Below are 19,897 nucleotides of genomic sequence, written 5' to 3'. Positions count from 1 at the left end.
CTACAGCGTTCAGTATAAGAAAAATACTGCCAGAATAGCACTCTATTTTAGCCGGTAATGCTGTTTTATTTCAGCACGTTCTGCCTCATCCAACGATTTCATATACCCTTTCCAGCCCGGGCACCAGTTGATGTGCCAGCGCCAAAAGCGGCCGGCAAACGATTTTGGTTTTTGATCGTACTTGGCACGAAGTGTACAATCTGCACAATTTGATTCAGCCATGACAATTCGGTTTAAATGATTATTGATTGTTATCTTTTCCTTTTTACGAAGGTTTTTCTAACAGTTTCAAAATTTCACCAACTTTTTCATCCATTGGCAAGTGCCCGTTTATCCAGTGAATTTTTGTTCCCCGCTTTTCCATTCCTCTGAACCACGTCATCTGGCGCTTGGCAAACTGATGAATGGCTATCTCCAACTTGCTGAACATCTCATCAAAATTCAACTCGCCAATTAAATGCAGTGTCAGAAATTTATATTCCAGTCCGTAATAGATCAGTTGCTCCGGTGTTAAACCTGAATCAAGCAATTTCTGCACCTCGTCCAACATTCCCTCGTCAAGTCGTTGTTTTAAGCGGGTTGTAATTCGCTGGCGGCGCATTTGCCGGTCGAAATCAATCCCCACATTCAGACTGTTTATTTCGGGCATTTCCGAATCTTCCTGCGGGTGTTCACGATAATAATGTTCTATTTCAATCGCACGAATCGCACGTCTGTCGGTTTCCACATCGGTTTCGTTGTGCAATTCAGGCTTTAAATCTTTCAGAATTTTGGTGAGTTCTTCCAGCGATTTTCCTTCCAGTTCTTTTCGCAATTTTTTATTCGGCGGAACTTCAATTAATCGGTAGTTTCGTAAAACCGCCTCGAGATATAAACCACTGCCACCGCACAACACCGGAAATTTTCCACGCGATTGTATCTCGTTGAAAACCTTAATAAAATCGGTCTGAAAACGATAAACATTGTAATGCGCACCGGCATCTTCAATATCCACCAAATGCGACGGCACTTCCACGCCATCAACAAAATAATCTTCGTAATCTTTACCGGTTCCCAAATCCATTCCACGATATACCTGTCGTGAGTCGGCCGATATAACTTCTCCGTTTAACTGTGCGGCCAAATGTGCAGCCAAACCGGTTTTTCCGGTTGCCGTTGGGCCTAGTATTGTAACTAAATTGGTTTTCAAAATTCCCTAGTTTTAGCCACAAAATAACAAAATATAAGTGGCTTATCCATTTTTCAATTACTTTTTAAATTATTTAAAAAACCATCTCTGTTTTTATAAATCATTGTCGTAATATTTATCTTTGATGCCATTATACGAAAAAACCATAGAATGATAAAAGAAGCATGTGTTGAATCGTTAAAAGAAGCCTTGCTTGCTGAAGAGAAAGGCGCCAATCGAATTGAGTTATGTGCAGATTTGGCCAATGACGGACTCACTCCAACTTTTGGTTTGATGAAAAGAACCGTGGCTGCCCTAAAGATTCCGGTAATGGTTATGGCACGACCACGTGCCGGCGATTTTGTTTATTCGGATGTTGAACTGGTACAAATGAAAGTGGCCATTAATTACGCCAAAGAAGCAGGCGCTGCGGGCATCGTGTTAGGCTTGTTAACAAAGGAGAATCAAATTGATGTGGAACACACTAAAATGCTGGTTGAATATGCACAACCACTGGAAGTTACTTTTCATAAAGCAATCGACGAAATGGACGATCCGGTTGAAGGCGTGCGCGTTTTAAAAACCATCCCCAATATTAAACGAATTCTTAGTTCAGGCGGAAAAGCCACAGCGCTTGAAGGACAGGAAGTAATCCGCAAAATGATTGCCGAAACAGAAGGAAAGATTACCATTCTGGTTGCCGGAAAAGTAACCAATGAAAACGTTAACGAAATTCAACAGCTTACGGGCACAACTGAATTACACGGCCGTAAAATTGTTGGCGACCTGACATTGTAGAAATTAATTCAAACAAAACCTAAATAATCGAACTATGAAAAAATTACTGGTAATACTACCGGTTTTTCTGGCCTTAATGGTAAATGCCCAGTTGGAACACGAAATTACCGGCTATGAATGGCCAACCGACCAGGCAGTATTGGATAAGCTGGAAGACTGGCAGGATTTGAAATTTGGATTACTGATGCACTGGGGGGCATACAGTCAGTGGGGAATTGTGGAATCGTGGTCGATTTGCCCAGAGGATTACGGGTGGTGCGAACGCAAAAAAGGCAGTAATCCCGAAGATTACTTTACCTACAAAAAGGAATATGAAAACCTGAAATTGTCGTTTAACCCAACCGGTTTTAATCCTGATGACTGGGCAAAAGCAGCTGCCGATGCCGGAATGAAATACGTGGTTTTTACCACCAAACACCACGACGGTTTTTGTATGTTCGACTCGAAATACACCGATTATAAAATTACCAGTCCCGAGTCTCCGTTTAGCTCGAATCCAAAGGCAAATGTTACCAAAGAAATTTTTGATGCTTTTCGTAACGAAGGATTGTGGGCAGGTGCTTATTTCTCGAAACCCGACTGGAACAGCCCCTACTATTGGGACCCGAAATTTCCGCCGCTGGACAGAAACGTAAATTACGATCCGCGACTTTATCCCGAGAAATGGAACAAGTTTGTGGATTTCACACACAACCAGATTATGGAGCTGATGAGCGATTACGGAAAAATCGACATTCTTTGGCTCGATGGTGGCTGGGTTTGTAAACAGTCGGATGAGGCCCTGGAAGAATATTATAAAAGCCGACATGAAGAAGCCCCGGGTGGTTTTATCAAAAACCGCGTAATCGATCAGGATATAAAAATGGATGAGCTGGCGGCCAAAGCCCGCGAAAAACAACCCGGATTAATTGTAGTTGACCGTGCAGTAAAAGGACCAAACCAAAACTACCTGACACCGGAAAATAAGGTACCGGAGACGCAACTTCCTTACCCATGGGAAAGCTGTATTATTGCCGGTGGCGGCTGGTCGTGGGTGCCGGATGCATCATTCATGACACCAAAACAAGCCATTCATATGCTGATTGATATTGTGGCAAAAGGCGGAAACCTGTTGTACAATATTGCTCCCGGCCCCGATGGGAGATGGCCCGAAGGAGCTTACGAATTACTGGCTGCCATGGGCAACTGGATTGATGTAAACGGCGAAGCCATCTACTCAACACGCGCCATTCCGCCATATAAAACCGACAATATTTGTCTGAGTCAGCAAAAAGATACAAAAGCAGTTTATGCGCTATATCTTGAAGAAGAAGACGGCAGCGGACTTCCTGCATCGTTTACGGTAAAAGGAATAAAAGCGGCTAAAAATGCCAAACTTACGCTACTGGGTGCCAAAGGCAACCTAAAGTGGCAAAACACCAACGATGGGGTAAAAGTTACCATCCCTTCCGGCATTCGGAAAAACCTGCCTTGCGATTTAGCCTGGGCAGTAAAAATATCAGCTATTGAGTAGCGCTAAAAAGGAGGCAAGCAGATGCCTCCTTTTTATTTTCATTCCCCTAAAGGCACTTTACCCCTACATTAACAATCCCCCTTCAAATATGCTCTACAACATATTTTCTAAAAATTTGCTCTATTTTCGCGCCCTTTAATTGCACGAACAATTAAACGAATAGTCTTTTTGAATTTTTATTGATAATCCGCCGGAACGAGACTTCTGGAGAATACAAAACCATCTTCTCCAACCAGCCATAGTGCTGGGGTCTCCCACCTTCCGGGTTTTTCCACACCAGAAACAAGTAGAAAGAATGAAGTTTGAATTTAAATTTATAGATAAGAAGCAGGGAAGCATAAAAGATGATATCCTTTCGGGATTAACCGTTGCACTGGCACTGGTACCCGAGGCGGTGGCTTTTAGTTTTGTGGCAGGCGTGTCGCCAATTGTTGGCTTGTACGGTGCGTTTATGATGGGGCTGATTACTTCCATATTTGGAGGCCGCCCCGGAATGATATCGGGAGCAACAGGAGCGATGGCCGTTGTAATGGTTAGCCTGGTACAACAGGGTAACGCCATAGGCGACGGACAAGGTTTGCAATACCTATTTGCCACATTAATTCTGGCCGGAACGATACAGGCACTTTTTGGCTTTTTCAAACTCGGAAAGTTTATTCGACTGGTGCCTCACTCGGTAATGATGGGCTTTGTAAACGGATTAGCCATTGTTATTTTCCTGTCGCAGCTGAATATGTTTAAAGCCGGAGGCGAATGGCTAAGCGGAACGCCTTTGTACACCATGCTTGGGCTGGTTGGCCTAACCATGGCGATAATGGTTCTTCTCCCAAAACTAAGTAAAGCCATACCGGCAGCACTGATCGGAATTTTGGTGGTTACTGCCATTGTAATCTTCGGAAATATTGAAACGGAAACAGTACGTAGTTTTATTCAAAGTGGTGGCGGCGACAGTATTAAAGCCGGCCTGCCTACGTTTGATGTTCCTGTCATTCCATTCAATCTCGAGACCTTAAAATTGATCTTCCCATTTGCAATGATACTTGCAGCAGTTGGACTGATAGAATCTTTAATGACACTGAACCTTGTTGATGAGCTAACCGAAACACGTGGTAGCGGAAACCGCGAGGCTGCAGCTCAGGGATTGGCCAACATCGTTAACGGATTTTTTGGAGGAATGGGCGGTTGTGCCATGATCGGTCAAAGTATCATCAATATAAAATCGGGTGGACGAGGACGCTTATCGGGGATTGTTGCAGCCGTAATGTTGCTGGTTTTTATTTTGTTCGCCTCATCGTACATTGAAATGATACCGATTGCAGCACTGGTAGGCGTTATGTTTATGGTGGTAATTGGCACCTTTGCCTGGAGTACTTTCAATATCATCAATAAAATTCCGGTTTCCGATCTTATCGTAATACTTCTGGTTACCGGACTTACCGTGGCTTTCGATTTGGCAATAGCCGTGTTAGCGGGTGTTGTGGTTTCAGCACTGGTATTTTCGTGGGAAAATGCCAAGCGTATTCGTGCCCGCAAAAGTGTAGACGAACATGGCATTAAACACTACGAAATTTTTGGCCCTCTGTTTTTTGGATCTACTGCACTTTTCCAAAGTAAGTTTGATGTACAAAACGATCCCAATGAGGTTATCGTCGACTTTAAAGAGTCGCGTATTGCCGATCAGTCGGCAATTGAAGCCATTAACAAACTGGCCGAGCGTTACCAAAAAGCAGGCAAAACAATCCACCTTCGCCACCTAAGCCACGATTGTATTAAACTGGTGAAAAAGGCAGAAGCTATTTGCGATGTAAATGTATTGGAAGATCCGAATTATTTTGTGGCCATCGACCACTACAACAAGTTAATTAAGTTACAGGCAAAATTGAATAAAAATGCAACCTCGTAAACAAAAACTTGTCATTAAATGCAGAAAAGCTTTTACGGATTAGCTTTGAAAGCGGCCTGAAACAAAAACAATGTTCATCTTTCAGTTTTAGGCTGCTTTTTTGTTGTTCGATTTAGAACGCTGAAGACGCAGATTTTTCGGATGCTCGAAGATGTTTTCTAAAAAATCTTCAGCGAAATTCTGCTAAATCAGTGTTATCTGCGTTCCATTTTCTTTCGGCTCTGAAAATGTTTCGAGTCACCCCATTCGCCATAACCAATTTCCGAACCGGCCATATGAATTCGTGCTTCCAGACAATTACGGCACAATTCGGCATCCTCGTCCAAACAGGGTTTATTTTCGTAAAGCTGATATTCTTCGCGGTACGCCGTTGGCGTTAAATTCGGCATAATTACGTTTGCGCCAATGGCCAACGCCTTTTCACGTCCTGCCGGATCAATGGCCTGCAAAGCAGTGGCAGCAGCAATATTAATATCAGGCATTAACAAGCGTAAAACAGCAATCATATTCAGGGCCAGATCAAAACGTTCCTGCTTTGTTTTTAGCAGGTGACGATATTGATATAAAGGCGTGTCCTCATGCTCGAGATAAGGCCCCATTCCGCACATATCAATATCGAGTTTTTGGAAAAACAAAAGATCGTCGGCAAGGTGTTCGTAGGTTTGAAAAGGTAATCCGATCATCACTCCTGTTCCTACCTGGTAACCGGCAGTTTTTAAGTTTTCTAAGGCTTCTATTCGCTTCTCAAAAGAATGAGTTTCATTTTCAGGATGAATTTTATAGTAAAGTTCACGATTCGATGACTCGATGCGTAATAAATACCGGTGTGCCCCACTCTCGAACCAGCGACGATAGGTTTCCAGACTTTGCTCTCCGCAGCTTAGTGTAATTCCCAACTCTCCGTTCGAAATCTGCTTGATCTTTTTCAGTAAATCATCAACCCGTTTTATAAATGCCGGCGACGATAGTTCGCCTGATTGCAACACCACCGAAGCGAATCGATTTTCCCAGGCAAAACGACACGATTCCAAAATCTCTTCATCGCTCACGTCGTAGCGAATAACTTTGTCGTTTCCCTTACGAATACCGCAATACAAACAGTCTTTGGCGCAAATATTCGAAAACTCCACCAAACCGCGGAAATAGACTTTATTCCCTGTTTCTTTTACCTTCACCTCCTGTGCCCGCTTTAAAAGTGCGGTGCGCTCTTCGCCTGTGGTCTTTAGTAACTGTATGATTTCCTGTTTATCCAAACCAAATATTTTGAGCCACAAAAATATGCTTTTCTGCGCAATAAAGCTCAAGAACGAAACGGTATGTTATGTTTTAGAACTACGTTGCATAACATTAGCACTTTACAACATTTCTCATGTTAGTCAATGGAAATTAAATTTACTTTTGTACCACAATCCTGCGGGAAGGTCACGGCTGACTTTAGGGAGAACAAGGCAAAAACAAAAAGACAAAGTTGAGATCAGCTTTGCTGGGCGAATTGAAAATCGGCCACAGCCAAATCCCGACATAAACGTCGGGAGCAAAAGTCTTTCAATTCCTTTATCTCCATTATTTCCCGCAGAATTTAATTGATTAACTGAGTATGCAGTATTCTCATTACTAAGGACTCAAATCTCAATACTAAAAATGAAACGACTGGGTTTTGTAGGTATAATAATTGAAAACCGTGAAAAATCATCGGGAAGCGTAAACCAGGTACTAAGTCAGTACTCTGAACTTATTCTGGCCCGCACCGGTCTGCCCAATGCAAGAGAAAACTATTCCGTTATTACACTTGTAATTGATGCCACAACCGATGAGTTGGGCCAACTAACCGGAAAATTGGGAAACATTCCGGGTGTATCTGTAAAATCAGGCCTTGCCAAAAAATAGTAGAATAAAAACCGATCTTTTAACTCATAAAAAATATGTACAACGTACCTGCCGATTTTATCAACGAAACCAAAGTTTGGGAAACACTGGAGCAAAACAAAAATCCCGAACCGGCACAATTAAAGGAAGTACTTGCCAAGGCGGCCGAAATGAAAGGTTTAAACCTTGCTGATGTAGCGGTTTTAACTTCAATCAGCGATCCGGAAATGCTGGGCGAACTTTTTAACACGGCCAACACCGTTAAAGAAACCATTTATGGCAAACGACTGGTGTTGTTTGTGCCACTTTACATTTCAAACCTGTGCGCGAACGAATGTTTGTACTGCGCTTTCAGGGCAACGAATAAGGAAATCGACCGCCATGCACTATCGCAGGAACACATTGCTCGCGAAACAGAAGTGCTCATCAACCAGGGACACAAACGAGTACTGCTTGTTGCCGGAGAGTCGTATCCGAAAAAAGGATTTGATTATGTATTGGAGTCGATTCGAAGCGTGTACAGCGTTAAAAATGAGCACGGAGAAATACGCCGTGTGAATATTAACGTAGCTCCGCTCGCTGTTGACGAATTCAAACAACTAAAAGCGGAAGGTATTGGCACCTATCAGATCTTCCAGGAAACGTACCACCGCGAAACCTACCAAAAGGTTCATGTGGGCGGAAAAAAACGCGATTACAACTGGCGTGTTTGGGCATTGCACCGCGCCATGGAAGCCGGAATCGACGACGTGGGAATTGGCGTATTGTTTGGCCTTTTCGACTATCGTTTTGAGATAATGGCGATGATGCAGCATATTTTCGAGCTGGAAGATAAATTTGGAGTTGGCCCGCACACCATCAGTGTTCCGCGTATGGAGCCGGCAACCAACAGCGATATGGCATCGCACCCGCCATTCCCGGTATCGGATATCGATTTCCGAAAAATCGTAGCCATTCTTCGTTTGGCGGTTCCTTACACCGGTATAATCATGTCGACACGCGAAACCGCCAAAATGCGCCGCGATACTTTTGCGTTGGGAGTGAGCCAAATCTCAGCGGGAAGCAAAACCAATCCGGGAGGTTATGAAGAAGCCAATGAAATCTCAGGCCAGTTTAGTCTTGGCGATCACCGTCCGCTGGATGAAGTAATTCGCGATGTGGCATCAATGGGTTATATTCCTTCTTTTTGCACAGCCTGTTACCGCATGGGTAGAACAGGACAGGATTTTATGGACCTGGCAAAACCGGGCGACATTCGTTTGCACTGTGCCCCTAACGGGCTTAGTTCTTTTAAAGAATATTTGCAAAATTATGCATCGTCGGAAACACGTGAAATTGGCGACCAGCTAATTCGTGAAACCATTGCAGGAATGAGCGGCATAGCAAAACAACGAGCTGAAAAACTGGTAAATCGTGTAGAAGCCGGACGCGACGATGTTTATTGTTAAAACAGCTGCGAGCCACGAGCGTTGAGTGACGAGTGACGAGTGACGAGTGACGAGCAACTACCAAATCATGTAATCAGGAAAATCCGACGAATCATGGTCAACACAAGAGAAGAAAGTGACTTTATTGGAAAGAAACAACTACCGGCCGATGCGCTTTGGGGCATTCATACAGCTCGCGCGGTAGAGAATTTCCCCATCTCGGGGCAGCAGGTTCATCCCGAACTTATTAAAGCTTACGGCGAGGTAAAACTGGCCTGTGCACAAACCAATAATACACTCGGATTTTGGGGAGATAAAACAAAAGCTGAAGCCATTGAAAAGGCTGCTTTTGAGATGAGTCAGGGATTACTGAATGAGCACATTGTGGTGGACGCTTTGCAGGGCGGTGCCGGAACATCTACCAATATGAATGTGAACGAGGTGCTGGCTAATCGTACTCTGCAAATTCTTGGAAAAGAGTTGGGCGATTATGCCACCATTTCTCCACTTGATGATATCAATCTGCACCAAAGCACCAACGACACCTACCCCACTGCACTTAAAATTGCTGCCATACGTTTATTGCGCGATCTGGAACAACATGTGCTGAATCTTCAAGAGGCTTTTCAGCAAAAAGAAAAGGAATTTGCACACATCGTAAAAATTGGCCGTACACAATTGCAAGATGCCGTTTTAACAACATTAGGACGCGAAATGAGCGCCTATGCCGAAGCATTTAACCGCGACAGATGGCGCATTTATAAATGCGAAGAAAGATTGCGCGTGGTAAATCTTGGTGGAACAGCCATAGGAACGGGGCTTGGTGCACCCAAACAGTTTATTTTTAGGGTTGTCGACAAACTACGCGAAAACACCAATATTGGCCTGGCACGCAGCGAAAATCTGATTGACGGAACACAAAACGCAGATGTTTTTGTGGAAGTTTCGGGAATCTTAAAAGCTTGTGCTGTTAATTTACTAAAGATCAGCAACGACCTTCGCTTGTTATCCAGCGGCCCGCATGCCGGACTGAGAGAAATTAACCTGCCGCAACTTCAGGCGGGGTCATCGATTATGCCGGGAAAAGTAAATCCGGTTATTCCTGAAGCTGTGGCACAGGCCGCCATAAAAGTTATGGGCAACGATCAGGTTGTGGCACAAGCCTGCAGCACCGGAAATCTCGAACTCAACCAGTTTATGCCGCTAATTGCCCACACTTTTCTTGAGTCGATCGATTTACTTAAAAATGCTTGTAAATTATTCAGCGAAAGATGTGTTTCAGGTATAACCGCCAATGAAGAGGTTTGCCTGATGCATGTAAATAACTCAACGGCTACAATTACTGCGCTTATTCCCAAAATTGGCTACGACCGCTGTTCCGAAATCATAAAACTGAGTGAAAACAACGGCCTGTCCATCAAGGAAGCAGCCTTAAAATCAGGGCATTTAACTGCCGATGAATTTGATCAGTTGATCACTCCCGAAGCAGTTTGTCGCCTAGGCAACTAAGCATTAACATTTTTAACAACACATTAACATGACTGCAACCTGCTGTATTCCTGCTTGTTATATAATTCGCATGAAATAAAGACTGATTTATCTCATTCTTGACTTGCTTTTAATTGTATTAGTTATTAATATTGAGTCTAAATAAACATTGAGACAAAAATTTTCATTAATAACTAAAATTGTAAATCATGAAAAAAGTATTATTTCTTTTAGCGTTTGTTGCAGTTTACGGAGTATCATTAGCAATGACTGAAGCAACAGTTGTTACCAACGATGAAATCGTTCAGGTTGTAGACAACGCTGATAAAGTAGAAAAAGAGAAGAAAGAAGATGCCAAAAAAGCCGCAAAATCTGAAGCTAAAGGCGAAGGTTGTTCAGGAGGTGAGGCAAAAGCCAAAGCAAAAGCTGACGGATGCGGTGGCGAAAAATCAGCAGAAAAGAAAAGCGACTGCAGCAAAACTTGTGGTGGCGAAAAATCAGGTAAATCATAGTTGATTACCATTCATAAACGAAAGTCGTTCATTAATTAATGAGCGACTTTTTTTTTATGAAAGTCTGGCTCGTAAAAACAGGTCCCCGTAAAATCATCCTCGGCTTCCTTCGGCAGCCACCTCCTTCACAAGGAGGATTTGCGATAAGCTATTGCAGTAGTCTAATACGAATTCCCCATTGAAGGGGAACAAAAGGGAATGAAAAAAAATCGGCCATGCCTATTGGTAACTTCCAATAATCTCGAACGAGTTTTTCTAGCAATGTAAAATGTAACCCACTTTCACCACATTCTCGATAGAAATTGAAGGATCTCCGGAGAAATACTTTCTAAGTTTCGAGATAAATACATCAAGGCTTCGTCCGGCAAAATAATCATTTTCGCCCCAAATGGCAGTAAGAATCTGCTCGCGGCGCACTACATTCTTTTTCTCCTTACAAAGCATACGCAACACTTCGGCCTCGCGTGTTGTAAGGCGTTTTATATTTCCATCCAAACTGAGCGAAAGGTTTTCATAATCGAACTCATAAGCACCCACCTGGTAAACGGTTTCGCTTTCTTCCTGGATAAAATCGCTGCGTTTACTGATGGCCACAATTTTACACCACAACTCATCCTCATCAAAAGGTTTAGTGATGTAATCGTCGGCGCCAATATTGTAGCCTTTCATTTTATCTTCTTTCATGGCGCGCGCCGTAAGAAAAACTACGGGAATTTCAGGTTGAACAGCTTTCACCTTTTTGGCAAGTGTAAATCCATCCATTTTCGGGAGCATCACATCAAAAATGCAAAAGTTGAAATCTCCGTTTTTTTTGAAGCCCTCCAGCCCTTCTTCTCCGTCGCGGTACAGCGTAACGCCAACTCCGCGGCTTTTCAAAAAATCCTCTAACAAAAATCCAAGGTTAAGGTCGTCCTCAACTAAAATAATGTTTAAGTTTTTTTCGTCCATCTTTACGATTTTTCTAGTGGCAGTTGAATCCTAAAAACAGTCCCTTCATCGCTTGTACTTTCAACAGCAACGGTTCCGTTATGCGCTTCTACAATTTGTTTAACGTAGGCCAGCCCAATTCCAAAACCTTTGGCGTTGTGCACATCGCCCGTTGGCACCCTGTAATACTTATCAAAAATATACTTTTGAAATTTAAATGGGATACCAATTCCGTTATCTTTTACCAGGATTACCAGCTTATCGTTTTCAATATGGGTAGAAATAGCAATGTCAGGATTGCGCTTGGAGTATTTTATAGCATTCGAAAGCAGGTTAACGAACACGTTTATAAAGTGCAACCGATCTATAAAAACCGGAGTGTTCCCTGCTTCAAAATCGTATGTAATTCGTCCGTACCTTTCATTCAGCAACATTTCGCAGGTTGATGCAGCTTCTTTTACCACATCCTCTATCGATGTTTCTTCTTTGTTGTAATCAAATTCGTTTCGCTCCACAGCTTCCAGGCGCAATAAACTTTCTACCAGGTTTTGAAGTTTACGGTTCTCTTTGCTTATCAGATCTGCGTAACTGCTTAATTTTTGCTCATCCTCACCATAGCGTTTTTTACGAATCATATTCGATGCCAGAGCAATTGACGACAAAGGCGTTTTAAACTCATGACTCACATTATTCAGCAACTCTTTGGTATGTTTGGCAATACGAATTTCGCGGTTATAAATGCGCAAAAGATAAAGGAGCGAAAGGATAAGCAGGAAGATCAGAATTACCGACCCAAGGAACATGTAACCTGCCGTGGCAAAGAAAAAACGGGTTCGCGACGGAAATTCCACCACCAATTGATACCCGGTCTGCCCAAGTATTCCGCCCATACAACGCGAGTAATACAATCCTTTATCGTATTCGGCCTCGATTACTTTTAGCTCCTCCGAACCATCTTCAAGAACGTACATTTCGAAATCCAGATCGATGTCGTATGATTTTAATTCGTCTTGAATAGCGTCGTGAATTTTTTGCCAAACACCTGATGATGTCAGTTGTGTTTTCAGGCGAACGGAGTCACAATCAACACAAGCTTTAACCTTGTTACACAATGGTTTATCGGCAGTAAGATTTGTCATAGTTTCGCTTAAAGCTAACTCCACACTTTTCTCAAATACTTTGTCCTGAAAGCGAATGGAATAAACAATCCATTTTATTTGTGTTGCCAGCAGTGCCAGAATAATGAGCAATGCTAACAGAAATGTATATTTTCTGAATACTGTTTTCACGTATAAATTTCCCTTATCCTCGTCGATGAACTATTTACTACCATAACCATATTGATAACCAATTGTTTTATGGCGTTTATAAAAATCAAAAATAACCATTAAATCAACAATCAGTCCGGCCGTTAATTACTTTAACCTCGCATTAACGCATACTTTAATCAGTAAACAATATATTTGTATCACGATCACAAAAAAAAACTAAAAAATCATGAAAAGAATTCTAATTGTAATCACTCTTATTGCTGCTTTTAGTGTTGCCATGGCAAGTACAAATGCAAAGGTTAATACAACAAAAAAATCGGAAGTTACTGTTGTTGCCGACGATAATTCGGTTGTAATCAACAAAGAAGAGGAAGAAAAAAAGAAGAAAACAGAAAAGAAAGCTACAGCGACTAAAACATCTGACAAGAAGGCAACAGGTTGCACCGACGCACAAAAGAAAAGTTGTGAAGCATCGGGTAAAACCTGTGGAGACAAAAAAGCCACCACTGAGAAAAAAAGTTGTTGTGGAGGATCGAAGTAAAATCAACTTCAAATAAATCAATTAAAGGGTGCTTCGGCACCCTTTTTTTATGCCTCATCGCAAACAAAAAGTAAATTTTCACACGAAAAAACCAATCCTCCCTTACATTTTGTAAACTCTCCCACGGGAGAACAAGACAAATGTAAGGGAGAACGACATCCAGGCATGGGAGAACTGTTCATAAGCCTGGGAGAAACACCAAAAACCGTGGGAGAACATCTTTTTTTATGGGAGAACCGGAAAAAAACGTGGGAGAACTGCCTGCAGAGGTGGGAGAAGCACCTTTTTTAATGAGAAGAAGCCCTTTTGGCATTGCCGGGAGCCTGCTTTCTCGCAGCAACGAACTTTTACACAACGGCAGAATCTATTTTTTATTCCAATAATTGTGTGAATTGGATTGAATTTGTACTTTCAGTCGCGCAAAACAGAAAACATGAGAGCACCAAAATCATTTCGTTTACATATTGGAATTTTTGGCCGCAGAAATGCCGGCAAATCCAGCCTGTTAAATGCTTTAACACAGCAAGATGTTTCTATTGTTTCGGATGTTGCCGGAACTACCACCGACCCGGTTGAAAAGCCAATGGAGCTACTTCCTTTGGGGCCGTTACTTTTTATCGACACAGCCGGAATCGACGATGTTGGAGCACTTGGCGAAAAACGAATTGCCAAAACACTTGCCGTATTCGACCGAACAGATTTGGGTGTAATTGTTTCGAATTTTAACGATTGGGGGGAATACGAAGAATCGCTTATCGGAGAGTTTAACGAGCGCGAGATTCCGTTTGTGGTGGTGTTTAACAAGTGCGATCTGTACGAAGAAAACTTTGAAATTATCGGTGCTCTTGATGGCCAAAAAATAAAGCTGGTGCAGACTTCAGTAATCGAAAAAACAGGATTACTCGAGTTACGACAGTTATTGCTGAATTCAGCTCCTGCTGATTTTATAAATCGCCCCAGTATTTTAGGCGACCTAGTTGGTGCCGGAGAAGCAGCGGTTTTGGTAGTTCCCATCGATAAAGAAGCACCAAAAGGCAGACTGATTTTACCTCAGGTGCAAAGCATCCGCGATTTATTGGACAGCGATGCATTTTGTATGGTGGTAAAAGAACGCGAATTGCGCGAAGCATTGTCACGGTTTAACAAGCCGCCAAAAATGGTTGTTACCGATTCGCAAGCCTTTTTAAAAGTGGCTGCCGACACGCCTCCGGAAATACCACTAACCTCGTTTTCCATTTTGTTTGCACGCCACCAGGGCGATCTAAACGAAATGGTTCGCGGAGCCATGGCCATCGACAAGCTAAAAACCGGCGATAAGGTTTTAATTGCCGAAGCCTGCTCGCACCACCCCATTGGCGAAGATATTGGCACCGTAAAAATTCCGCGCTGGCTCACCCAGTATGTCGGCGGCAAACTGGAAATTGAAAGTACACGCGGGCACGATTTCCCGCCTAATATTTCCGATTATAAACTTATCATACATTGCGGAGCCTGCATGTGGAACCGCCGCGAAATGTTAAGCCGAATTATGAAAGCCAAACAAGCAGGAGTTGCAATTACGAATTACGGATTGACCATTGCCTATTCGCTTGGAATTTTTGAGCGTGCTTTGCAACCATTCCCGGCAGCATTAGACATTTATAAAAACGGGGTTGGAAATTAGCTTCTAAAATACTGAATGCTTTTTTCAAACCCGGAACAAAGCTGAGTTGTTAAAAGAATAAAAGAGAAAAATGAGCCGGATAGTTTTTTTAATATTGATGTTTGCAGGACTGGCCTGCACCGACAAAGAAGACCCCGTAATTATGAATGAACAACCGGAACCAGGTGATCCTGTCGAAAATGCGGATAAGGATTCTACCTTTTATTACCTTGCTTTAGGCGATTCGTACACCATTGGCGAAAGCGTGGCCGAAAACCAACGTTTCCCGGTTCAACTGGTTGAACAATTAAAAGCTGAAGGTTTTGAAATGCAAGCTGCAAAAATTGTGGCACGCACCGGCTGGACCACCGATGAATTGGCCGCTGCCATTGAAAATGAGAATCTAAAAAACTCCTACAATTTAGTGACCTTGTTAATTGGCGTAAACAACCAGTACAGGGGAAGAAGCGCCGACGAATACCGGGGAGAATTCAGGAACAACCTGCAAACCGCAATAAAATATGCGGGTAACAAGGCTCAAAACGTAATTGTAATTTCAATCCCCGATTATGGAGTTACTCCTTTTGGGAAAAGCCGCAACCCGGAACAGATTGCCAAAGAAATTGATGAATACAACGCTATAAATTTTCAGGAAACACAGCAGGCCAATGCGCGTTACGTGGAGATAACTGCCATATCGCGCGAAGCACTTAACAATGAAACGCTTGTGGCTTCCGATGGATTGCACCCTTCGGGAGAAATGTACCGGCGCTGGGTAGAAAAAATTCTTCCTGAAGCAAAAAAAATACTCGAAAGCCAAAAATAAATGACAACTGACCAGAACCTTGTTTTAGCCAAACAACTTGACAGAGACGATCCATTAAATAAATTCCGAAGCCGGTTTTACATCAAATCGGAGAATACCATTTACCTCGATGGAAATTCGCTTGGCCGCCTTCCAATTAAAACCAAAGCGTTGCTTTCTGAAGTGGTGGAAAAACAATGGGGAACGGAACTAATCGAAAGCTGGAACCGGTATTGGTACCAAAAACCCGCTCAGCTTGGCGATAAAATCGCTCCAATTATTGGTGCTTCGGAAGGAGAAGTAATTGTTTCAGACAGTACATCGGTTAACCTCTACAAACTGGCACATGCCACGCTGAAACTGCAGAAAGGAAAAACTAAAATTGTAAGCGACACACTCAATTTCCCTACCGACCTGTACATTTTACAGGGACTTTTAAAGGAATTTGGCCCGGAATATAAACTCGAACTGGCGCAAACAGCTGACGGCATTACAATTGACACGGAAGAGCTAAAATCGATAATCACAAAAAACACGGCCCTGGTGGTGCTGTCGTTGGTGGCATTTAAAAGTGCTTTTATGTACCAGCTGGAAGAAATAACCAGGTACGTGCAAAAAATGGGAGCACTTGTTCTTTGGGATCTTAGTCATGCTGCTGGTGCTGTTGAAATTGAGCTGAATAAATGCAATGCAGATATGGCGGTTGGCTGCACCTACAAATACCTCAACGGCGGTCCGGGTTCACCTGCTTTTCTTTACGTTCGGAAAGATTTACAGGAAAAATTATCATCTCCCATTCAGGGTTGGTTTGGCGAGGCTCTACCTTTTGAGTTCGATTTAAACTACCGCCCTGCAAAGGGTATTCGAAAATTCCTGACAGGAACACCTCCGGTATTAAATCTTATGGCCATAGAACCCGGCATTGATATGATCAACGAAGCCGGGATGGCAACCATTCATCAAAAAAGCATCCGGCTTTCCGAGTTCTTTCTTTCCCTGGCTGAAACAGAATTACGTAATTATGGTTTTGAAGTAGGTTCTCCGGCGAAGCCAGAAAAACGGGGATCGCACGTTTCATTAAAACACGACGAAGCTTACCGCATTTGCCAGGCTTTAATTCATCCAAAAACATCAAGGATTCGAATCATTCCCGATTTTCGTGCTCCAAACAATATTCGTTTTGGATTTACGCCGCTTTACACAACTTTTAACGAAGTGCGGCTCACGGCTCAACGCCTTAAGGAGATTATAAAAAACAAAGAGTACGAGCAATTTTCAACGCAAAAATCAGAAGTTACTTAGGATTTTGTTTTGGCGCATGAAAGAAGCCAAAAAACTCGATCTTGCCCATGGCATCTTTTTTTAGCAATTTCAAATTGCCTTTTTCAAAAGCAAACTGAAACTCAATATTGTTCCTGAACTCTTTCGGATTAATTAATGTGATAAAGTTTCGGGCGACGCTCCACTTTCCTTCGGTTGATCCCTCCAGCAATTTTACCGGCGCATTTCCGTCCACAATAAATTCATGATTTTCGAGAAAAGAAAAAACGTACATTATTTTCTTCTTCTTCAACTCAGCTTCATCAATATGTAACAGCTCCTCTCCCTCATCTACGTAATATTCAAACAAATGCCACTTGCCGGGAATAAGCTTTTTTTTGCTGCCAAACACCGCGGGCGATATCAGCCACTCAATAAATTTCGGGAAAATCGATTTTAGTTTCATTACGAGCCTGTTACGTTTGGTAAGACCAAAACCCGGTAAAAAAGTTTAATGCTTTGTGCAATTTTAATCTATCACCACGGAGAAAAATTCCATATCCGAATCAAATGCAACAATAATGAGCTTCCAACGTATTTTGAGGTATGTAAAAAACCGCTAATTCATACCTTAATTCAGATGAACCTTGATTTTATTCAGAAACTCACCCAAATTGTGCAGGACAACCTGGAAAATGAGCATTTTGGGCCTGAGCAGCTGGCTGAAATCATTGGGAAAAGTCATTCCACCCTTCATCGACGGATTAAAGAACATTCGGGGAAATCCATCAGCCAGTTTATCAGGGCAATTCGTTTAAACAAAGCCAAAGAATTACTTTTAACCGACGACCATACAATTGCCGAAATTTCATACAAGGTTGGTTTTGGAAGTCCGGCATATTTTAACAAATGTTTTCACGATGAATTTGGGATGCCTCCCGGAGAGTTTAAAAAGAAGTTCAAGTCGAAAAAAACAGAAAACCGGTACTATCGAATTATTTCCCTTCTGCTTATTCTGCTACTCCTCATATTTTTTTTAATTCCCAACCATCGTTTTTCGTTGTTTGCCAATAAAAATACTGTCGAAAAAACGATTGCCGTATTACCCTTTAACTATTTGGGATCGGGAAAAGACAAGGAATACCTCGCCTATGTGATGATGCTTGAAATTACCAGCAAACTATCGATGATTGAAAACCTGGTAGTACTTTCAATTCCGGCAATTGATACTGACAGTAAAGAAACTGACAGCCATCTGGCAAAAAAACTGGGTGTAAATTATCTCCTAAAGGGCGACCTGCACACAGAAGATAACAAAATGAAATTGATTGTTCACCTTACCAATACAAAAAGCGGAGAAATTGAGTGGTCGGACACTTATAACTCCGGTCTCGAAAATATATTGGATGTGGAAAGTAATATTTCGCGGGCAATAGCGCAACAGTTAAATGCCTTTATAACACCTGATGAAAAAGCGCGAATAAAAAAAGTACCTACCCTCAGTTCAGAAGCCATCGATTTTTATCAATTGGGCCGGGCGGCACATATGGAATACTGGAAAAACAACACCGATCTCGAATCGTTAAGCAAGGCTGAAGATTACTACCAAAAAGCACTAAACAACGACTCTACTTATGCGCAGGCCTATGTTGGACTGGCCCAGATTGCTTACGATAAAACCACGTGGTCCGATATTTTTAAGAATACTTATCTCGACACTGTTTTAAGTCTTGCCAACAAGGCTTTGTCGTTCGACAACACCCTGTCAGATGCCTATACATTGCGGGGCGATTATTACCGCGCCCGCTTTTCGGATAAGGCCATTGGGCAATACGAACAGGCCTTGCATTTTAATCCAAATAGCTGGCAGGCTTATTATGGTTTAGGTAATTTCTTTTTATTAAAAAACAGCATTAAATCGGCGCAGAATATTCTTGAAGCAACAAAACGGCGCAGAGGGCCGGAATACCCCATAATGCTCGATAACCTGGTTTTTATATTTATTCTGAACGGCTTATTCGACGAGGGGCAGGAGCTAATTAACCGGAAACTATCGTATGATAACGACTCGATGTATTATTTCCGGCGATTAGCGCTCATTGAGGAATATAAAGAGCATTTTGTTGAAGCCACCGAGTATGCACTGAACGCCCGGTCAATCGATTCAACCAACTTAAACACAAATAGCCTGTTGGCTTTCAATTATATTCTACTGAAAGAGTATAAGAAAGCGACATTTTATAATGAACGAATTTTACAAATCTCGAACAATATCAATTTTAAACTAAACAACGAGCATCATCGGATAGGCTATGTATACCTGGTAAATGGCGATACGCTAAACGCAACAAAATACTTTCAACGGCAAATTGATGCCAGCCAAAAGTTAATTGCAATGGGAAATGCAGAAGAAGCGCTTTACGACCTTGCAGCCACCTACGCCATTTTAAACGAAAAAGACAAAGCTTTCGAGAACCTAAGAAAAGTGCAACAACAGAACACCAACCTCTGGTTTATCTATTTCTACATGAAAAATGATCCGCTGCTAAATGCCATTCGCAATGATCCGGGTTTTCAGGAAATTTTATACCGGGTAAAAACCAAGGCAGAAACAGAACGTGATAAACTTAAAAGCTGGGCCATCCAGCAAGAATTATTAAGTCCACTATCGCTTGACTCATAATCGAAACTTTTGACATATACATCTAACATTCCCAAACATAGTTGCTATACCTGGCAAGCTTAAATTTCAGAATTTGTAGCCACTACTAACTTT

The 19,897-nt window shown here is 42.3% G+C and carries 18 protein-coding genes; 12 read left to right on the top strand and 6 right to left on the bottom strand.

Annotated elements, in window-relative coordinates; all coding sequences use genetic code 11:
* Window positions 1–42: 42 nt before the first annotated feature.
* Both LH29_RS04675 and miaA read right to left on the bottom strand, forming a co-directional pair.
* The gene (locus LH29_RS04675) at window positions 43–222 is read right to left on the bottom strand and encodes a hypothetical protein (RefSeq protein WP_045026314.1); all 180 of its coding nucleotides are present in this window, start codon (window positions 220–222) and stop codon (window positions 43–45) included.
* A gap of 43 nt (window positions 223–265) precedes the next feature.
* Window positions 266–1,189 (bottom strand): tRNA (adenosine(37)-N6)-dimethylallyltransferase MiaA, encoded by a 924-nt coding sequence (miaA, locus tag LH29_RS04670; protein WP_232302817.1) that lies wholly within the window; start codon window positions 1,187–1,189, stop codon window positions 266–268.
* Window positions 1,190–1,339: 150 nt separating this feature from the next.
* Here miaA and LH29_RS04665 point away from each other — a divergent pair, with 150 nt between their 5' ends.
* From LH29_RS04665 to LH29_RS04655, 3 genes are all read left to right on the top strand, one after another.
* Window positions 1,340–1,966, top strand: a complete 627-nt coding sequence (locus tag LH29_RS04665; protein ID WP_045026312.1) for a copper homeostasis protein CutC — start codon at window positions 1,340–1,342, stop codon at window positions 1,964–1,966.
* 34 nt (window positions 1,967–2,000) lie between these two features.
* Window positions 2,001–3,479 carry an alpha-L-fucosidase gene (locus LH29_RS04660; protein ID WP_045026311.1) on the top strand — a complete coding sequence of 493 codons (1,479 nt, stop codon included), beginning with the start codon at window positions 2,001–2,003 and terminating at the stop codon, window positions 3,477–3,479.
* A 295-nt stretch (window positions 3,480–3,774) separates the two neighbouring features.
* On the top strand, window positions 3,775–5,382 hold the full coding sequence (locus tag LH29_RS04655) for a SulP family inorganic anion transporter (protein WP_045026310.1): 1,608 nt from the start codon (window positions 3,775–3,777) through the stop codon (window positions 5,380–5,382).
* A 194-nt stretch (window positions 5,383–5,576) separates the two neighbouring features.
* Here LH29_RS04655 and hydE read toward each other — a convergent pair whose 3' ends face one another.
* Entirely contained in the window at window positions 5,577–6,635 is a 1,059-nt protein-coding gene (gene hydE / locus LH29_RS04650; RefSeq protein ID WP_157493564.1) for a [FeFe] hydrogenase H-cluster radical SAM maturase HydE, read from the bottom strand.
* Window positions 6,636–7,023: 388 nt separating this feature from the next.
* Between hydE and LH29_RS04645 the strand changes: the two genes are divergently transcribed.
* From LH29_RS04645 to LH29_RS04630, 4 genes are all read left to right on the top strand, one after another.
* Complete coding sequence (locus LH29_RS04645; RefSeq protein WP_045026309.1) at window positions 7,024–7,269, top strand: TM1266 family iron-only hydrogenase system putative regulator; 246 nt, start codon at window positions 7,024–7,026, stop codon at window positions 7,267–7,269.
* Between the two features lie 35 nt (window positions 7,270–7,304).
* Entirely contained in the window at window positions 7,305–8,696 is a 1,392-nt protein-coding gene (gene hydG / locus LH29_RS04640; protein WP_045026308.1) for a [FeFe] hydrogenase H-cluster radical SAM maturase HydG, read from the top strand.
* A gap of 93 nt (window positions 8,697–8,789) precedes the next feature.
* On the top strand, window positions 8,790–10,184 hold the full coding sequence (locus LH29_RS04635) for an aspartate ammonia-lyase (RefSeq protein ID WP_045026307.1): 1,395 nt from the start codon (window positions 8,790–8,792) through the stop codon (window positions 10,182–10,184).
* A gap of 188 nt (window positions 10,185–10,372) precedes the next feature.
* Complete coding sequence (locus tag LH29_RS04630) at window positions 10,373–10,675, top strand: hypothetical protein (protein ID WP_045026306.1); 303 nt, start codon at window positions 10,373–10,375, stop codon at window positions 10,673–10,675.
* Between the two features lie 255 nt (window positions 10,676–10,930).
* On the opposite strand, the gene LH29_RS04625 is transcribed toward LH29_RS04630, so the two are convergent.
* Both LH29_RS04625 and LH29_RS04620 read right to left on the bottom strand, forming a co-directional pair.
* Window positions 10,931–11,623, bottom strand: coding sequence for a response regulator transcription factor (locus LH29_RS04625; RefSeq protein WP_045026305.1), 693 nt, complete (start codon window positions 11,621–11,623; stop codon window positions 10,931–10,933).
* Window positions 11,624–11,625: 2 nt separating this feature from the next.
* Entirely contained in the window at window positions 11,626–12,891 is a 1,266-nt protein-coding gene (locus LH29_RS04620; protein ID WP_045026304.1) for a sensor histidine kinase, read from the bottom strand.
* A 208-nt stretch (window positions 12,892–13,099) separates the two neighbouring features.
* On the opposite strand from LH29_RS04620, the gene LH29_RS04615 reads away from it, so the two are divergent.
* From LH29_RS04615 to kynU, 4 genes are all read left to right on the top strand, one after another.
* On the top strand, window positions 13,100–13,414 hold the full coding sequence (locus tag LH29_RS04615; RefSeq protein ID WP_045026303.1) for a hypothetical protein: 315 nt from the start codon (window positions 13,100–13,102) through the stop codon (window positions 13,412–13,414).
* Between the two features lie 433 nt (window positions 13,415–13,847).
* A complete protein-coding gene (gene hydF / locus LH29_RS04610; RefSeq protein WP_045028712.1) occupies window positions 13,848–15,077 on the top strand; it encodes a [FeFe] hydrogenase H-cluster maturation GTPase HydF in 1,230 nt (409 codons plus the stop codon).
* Window positions 15,078–15,147: 70 nt separating this feature from the next.
* Window positions 15,148–15,882: an SGNH/GDSL hydrolase family protein gene (locus tag LH29_RS04605; protein ID WP_082063411.1), complete on the top strand. Its 735-nt coding sequence runs from the start codon at window positions 15,148–15,150 to the stop codon at window positions 15,880–15,882.
* Window positions 15,883–17,163 (top strand): kynureninase, encoded by a 1,281-nt coding sequence (gene kynU, locus LH29_RS04600; protein WP_045026302.1) that lies wholly within the window; start codon window positions 15,883–15,885, stop codon window positions 17,161–17,163.
* Here the strand turns inward: kynU and LH29_RS04595 are convergent.
* Window positions 17,156–17,587, bottom strand: a complete 432-nt coding sequence (locus LH29_RS04595; protein ID WP_045026301.1) for a hypothetical protein — start codon at window positions 17,585–17,587, stop codon at window positions 17,156–17,158. The two genes, kynU and LH29_RS04595, sit on opposite strands and share 8 nt — an antisense overlap.
* Before the next feature lie 174 nt (window positions 17,588–17,761).
* Here LH29_RS04595 and LH29_RS04590 point away from each other — a divergent pair, with 174 nt between their 5' ends.
* Entirely contained in the window at window positions 17,762–19,804 is a 2,043-nt protein-coding gene (locus tag LH29_RS04590; RefSeq protein ID WP_198152344.1) for a helix-turn-helix domain-containing protein, read from the top strand.
* Window positions 19,805–19,897: the final 93 nt, after the last annotated feature.

This window comes from Draconibacterium sediminis, from assembly GCF_000949475.1.
In the GTDB taxonomy this organism is placed as follows: domain Bacteria; phylum Bacteroidota; class Bacteroidia; order Bacteroidales; family Prolixibacteraceae; genus Draconibacterium; species Draconibacterium sediminis.
Note: the sequence above shows the minus strand (reverse complement) of the source record. Positions and strands in the feature narration are given on the sequence as shown.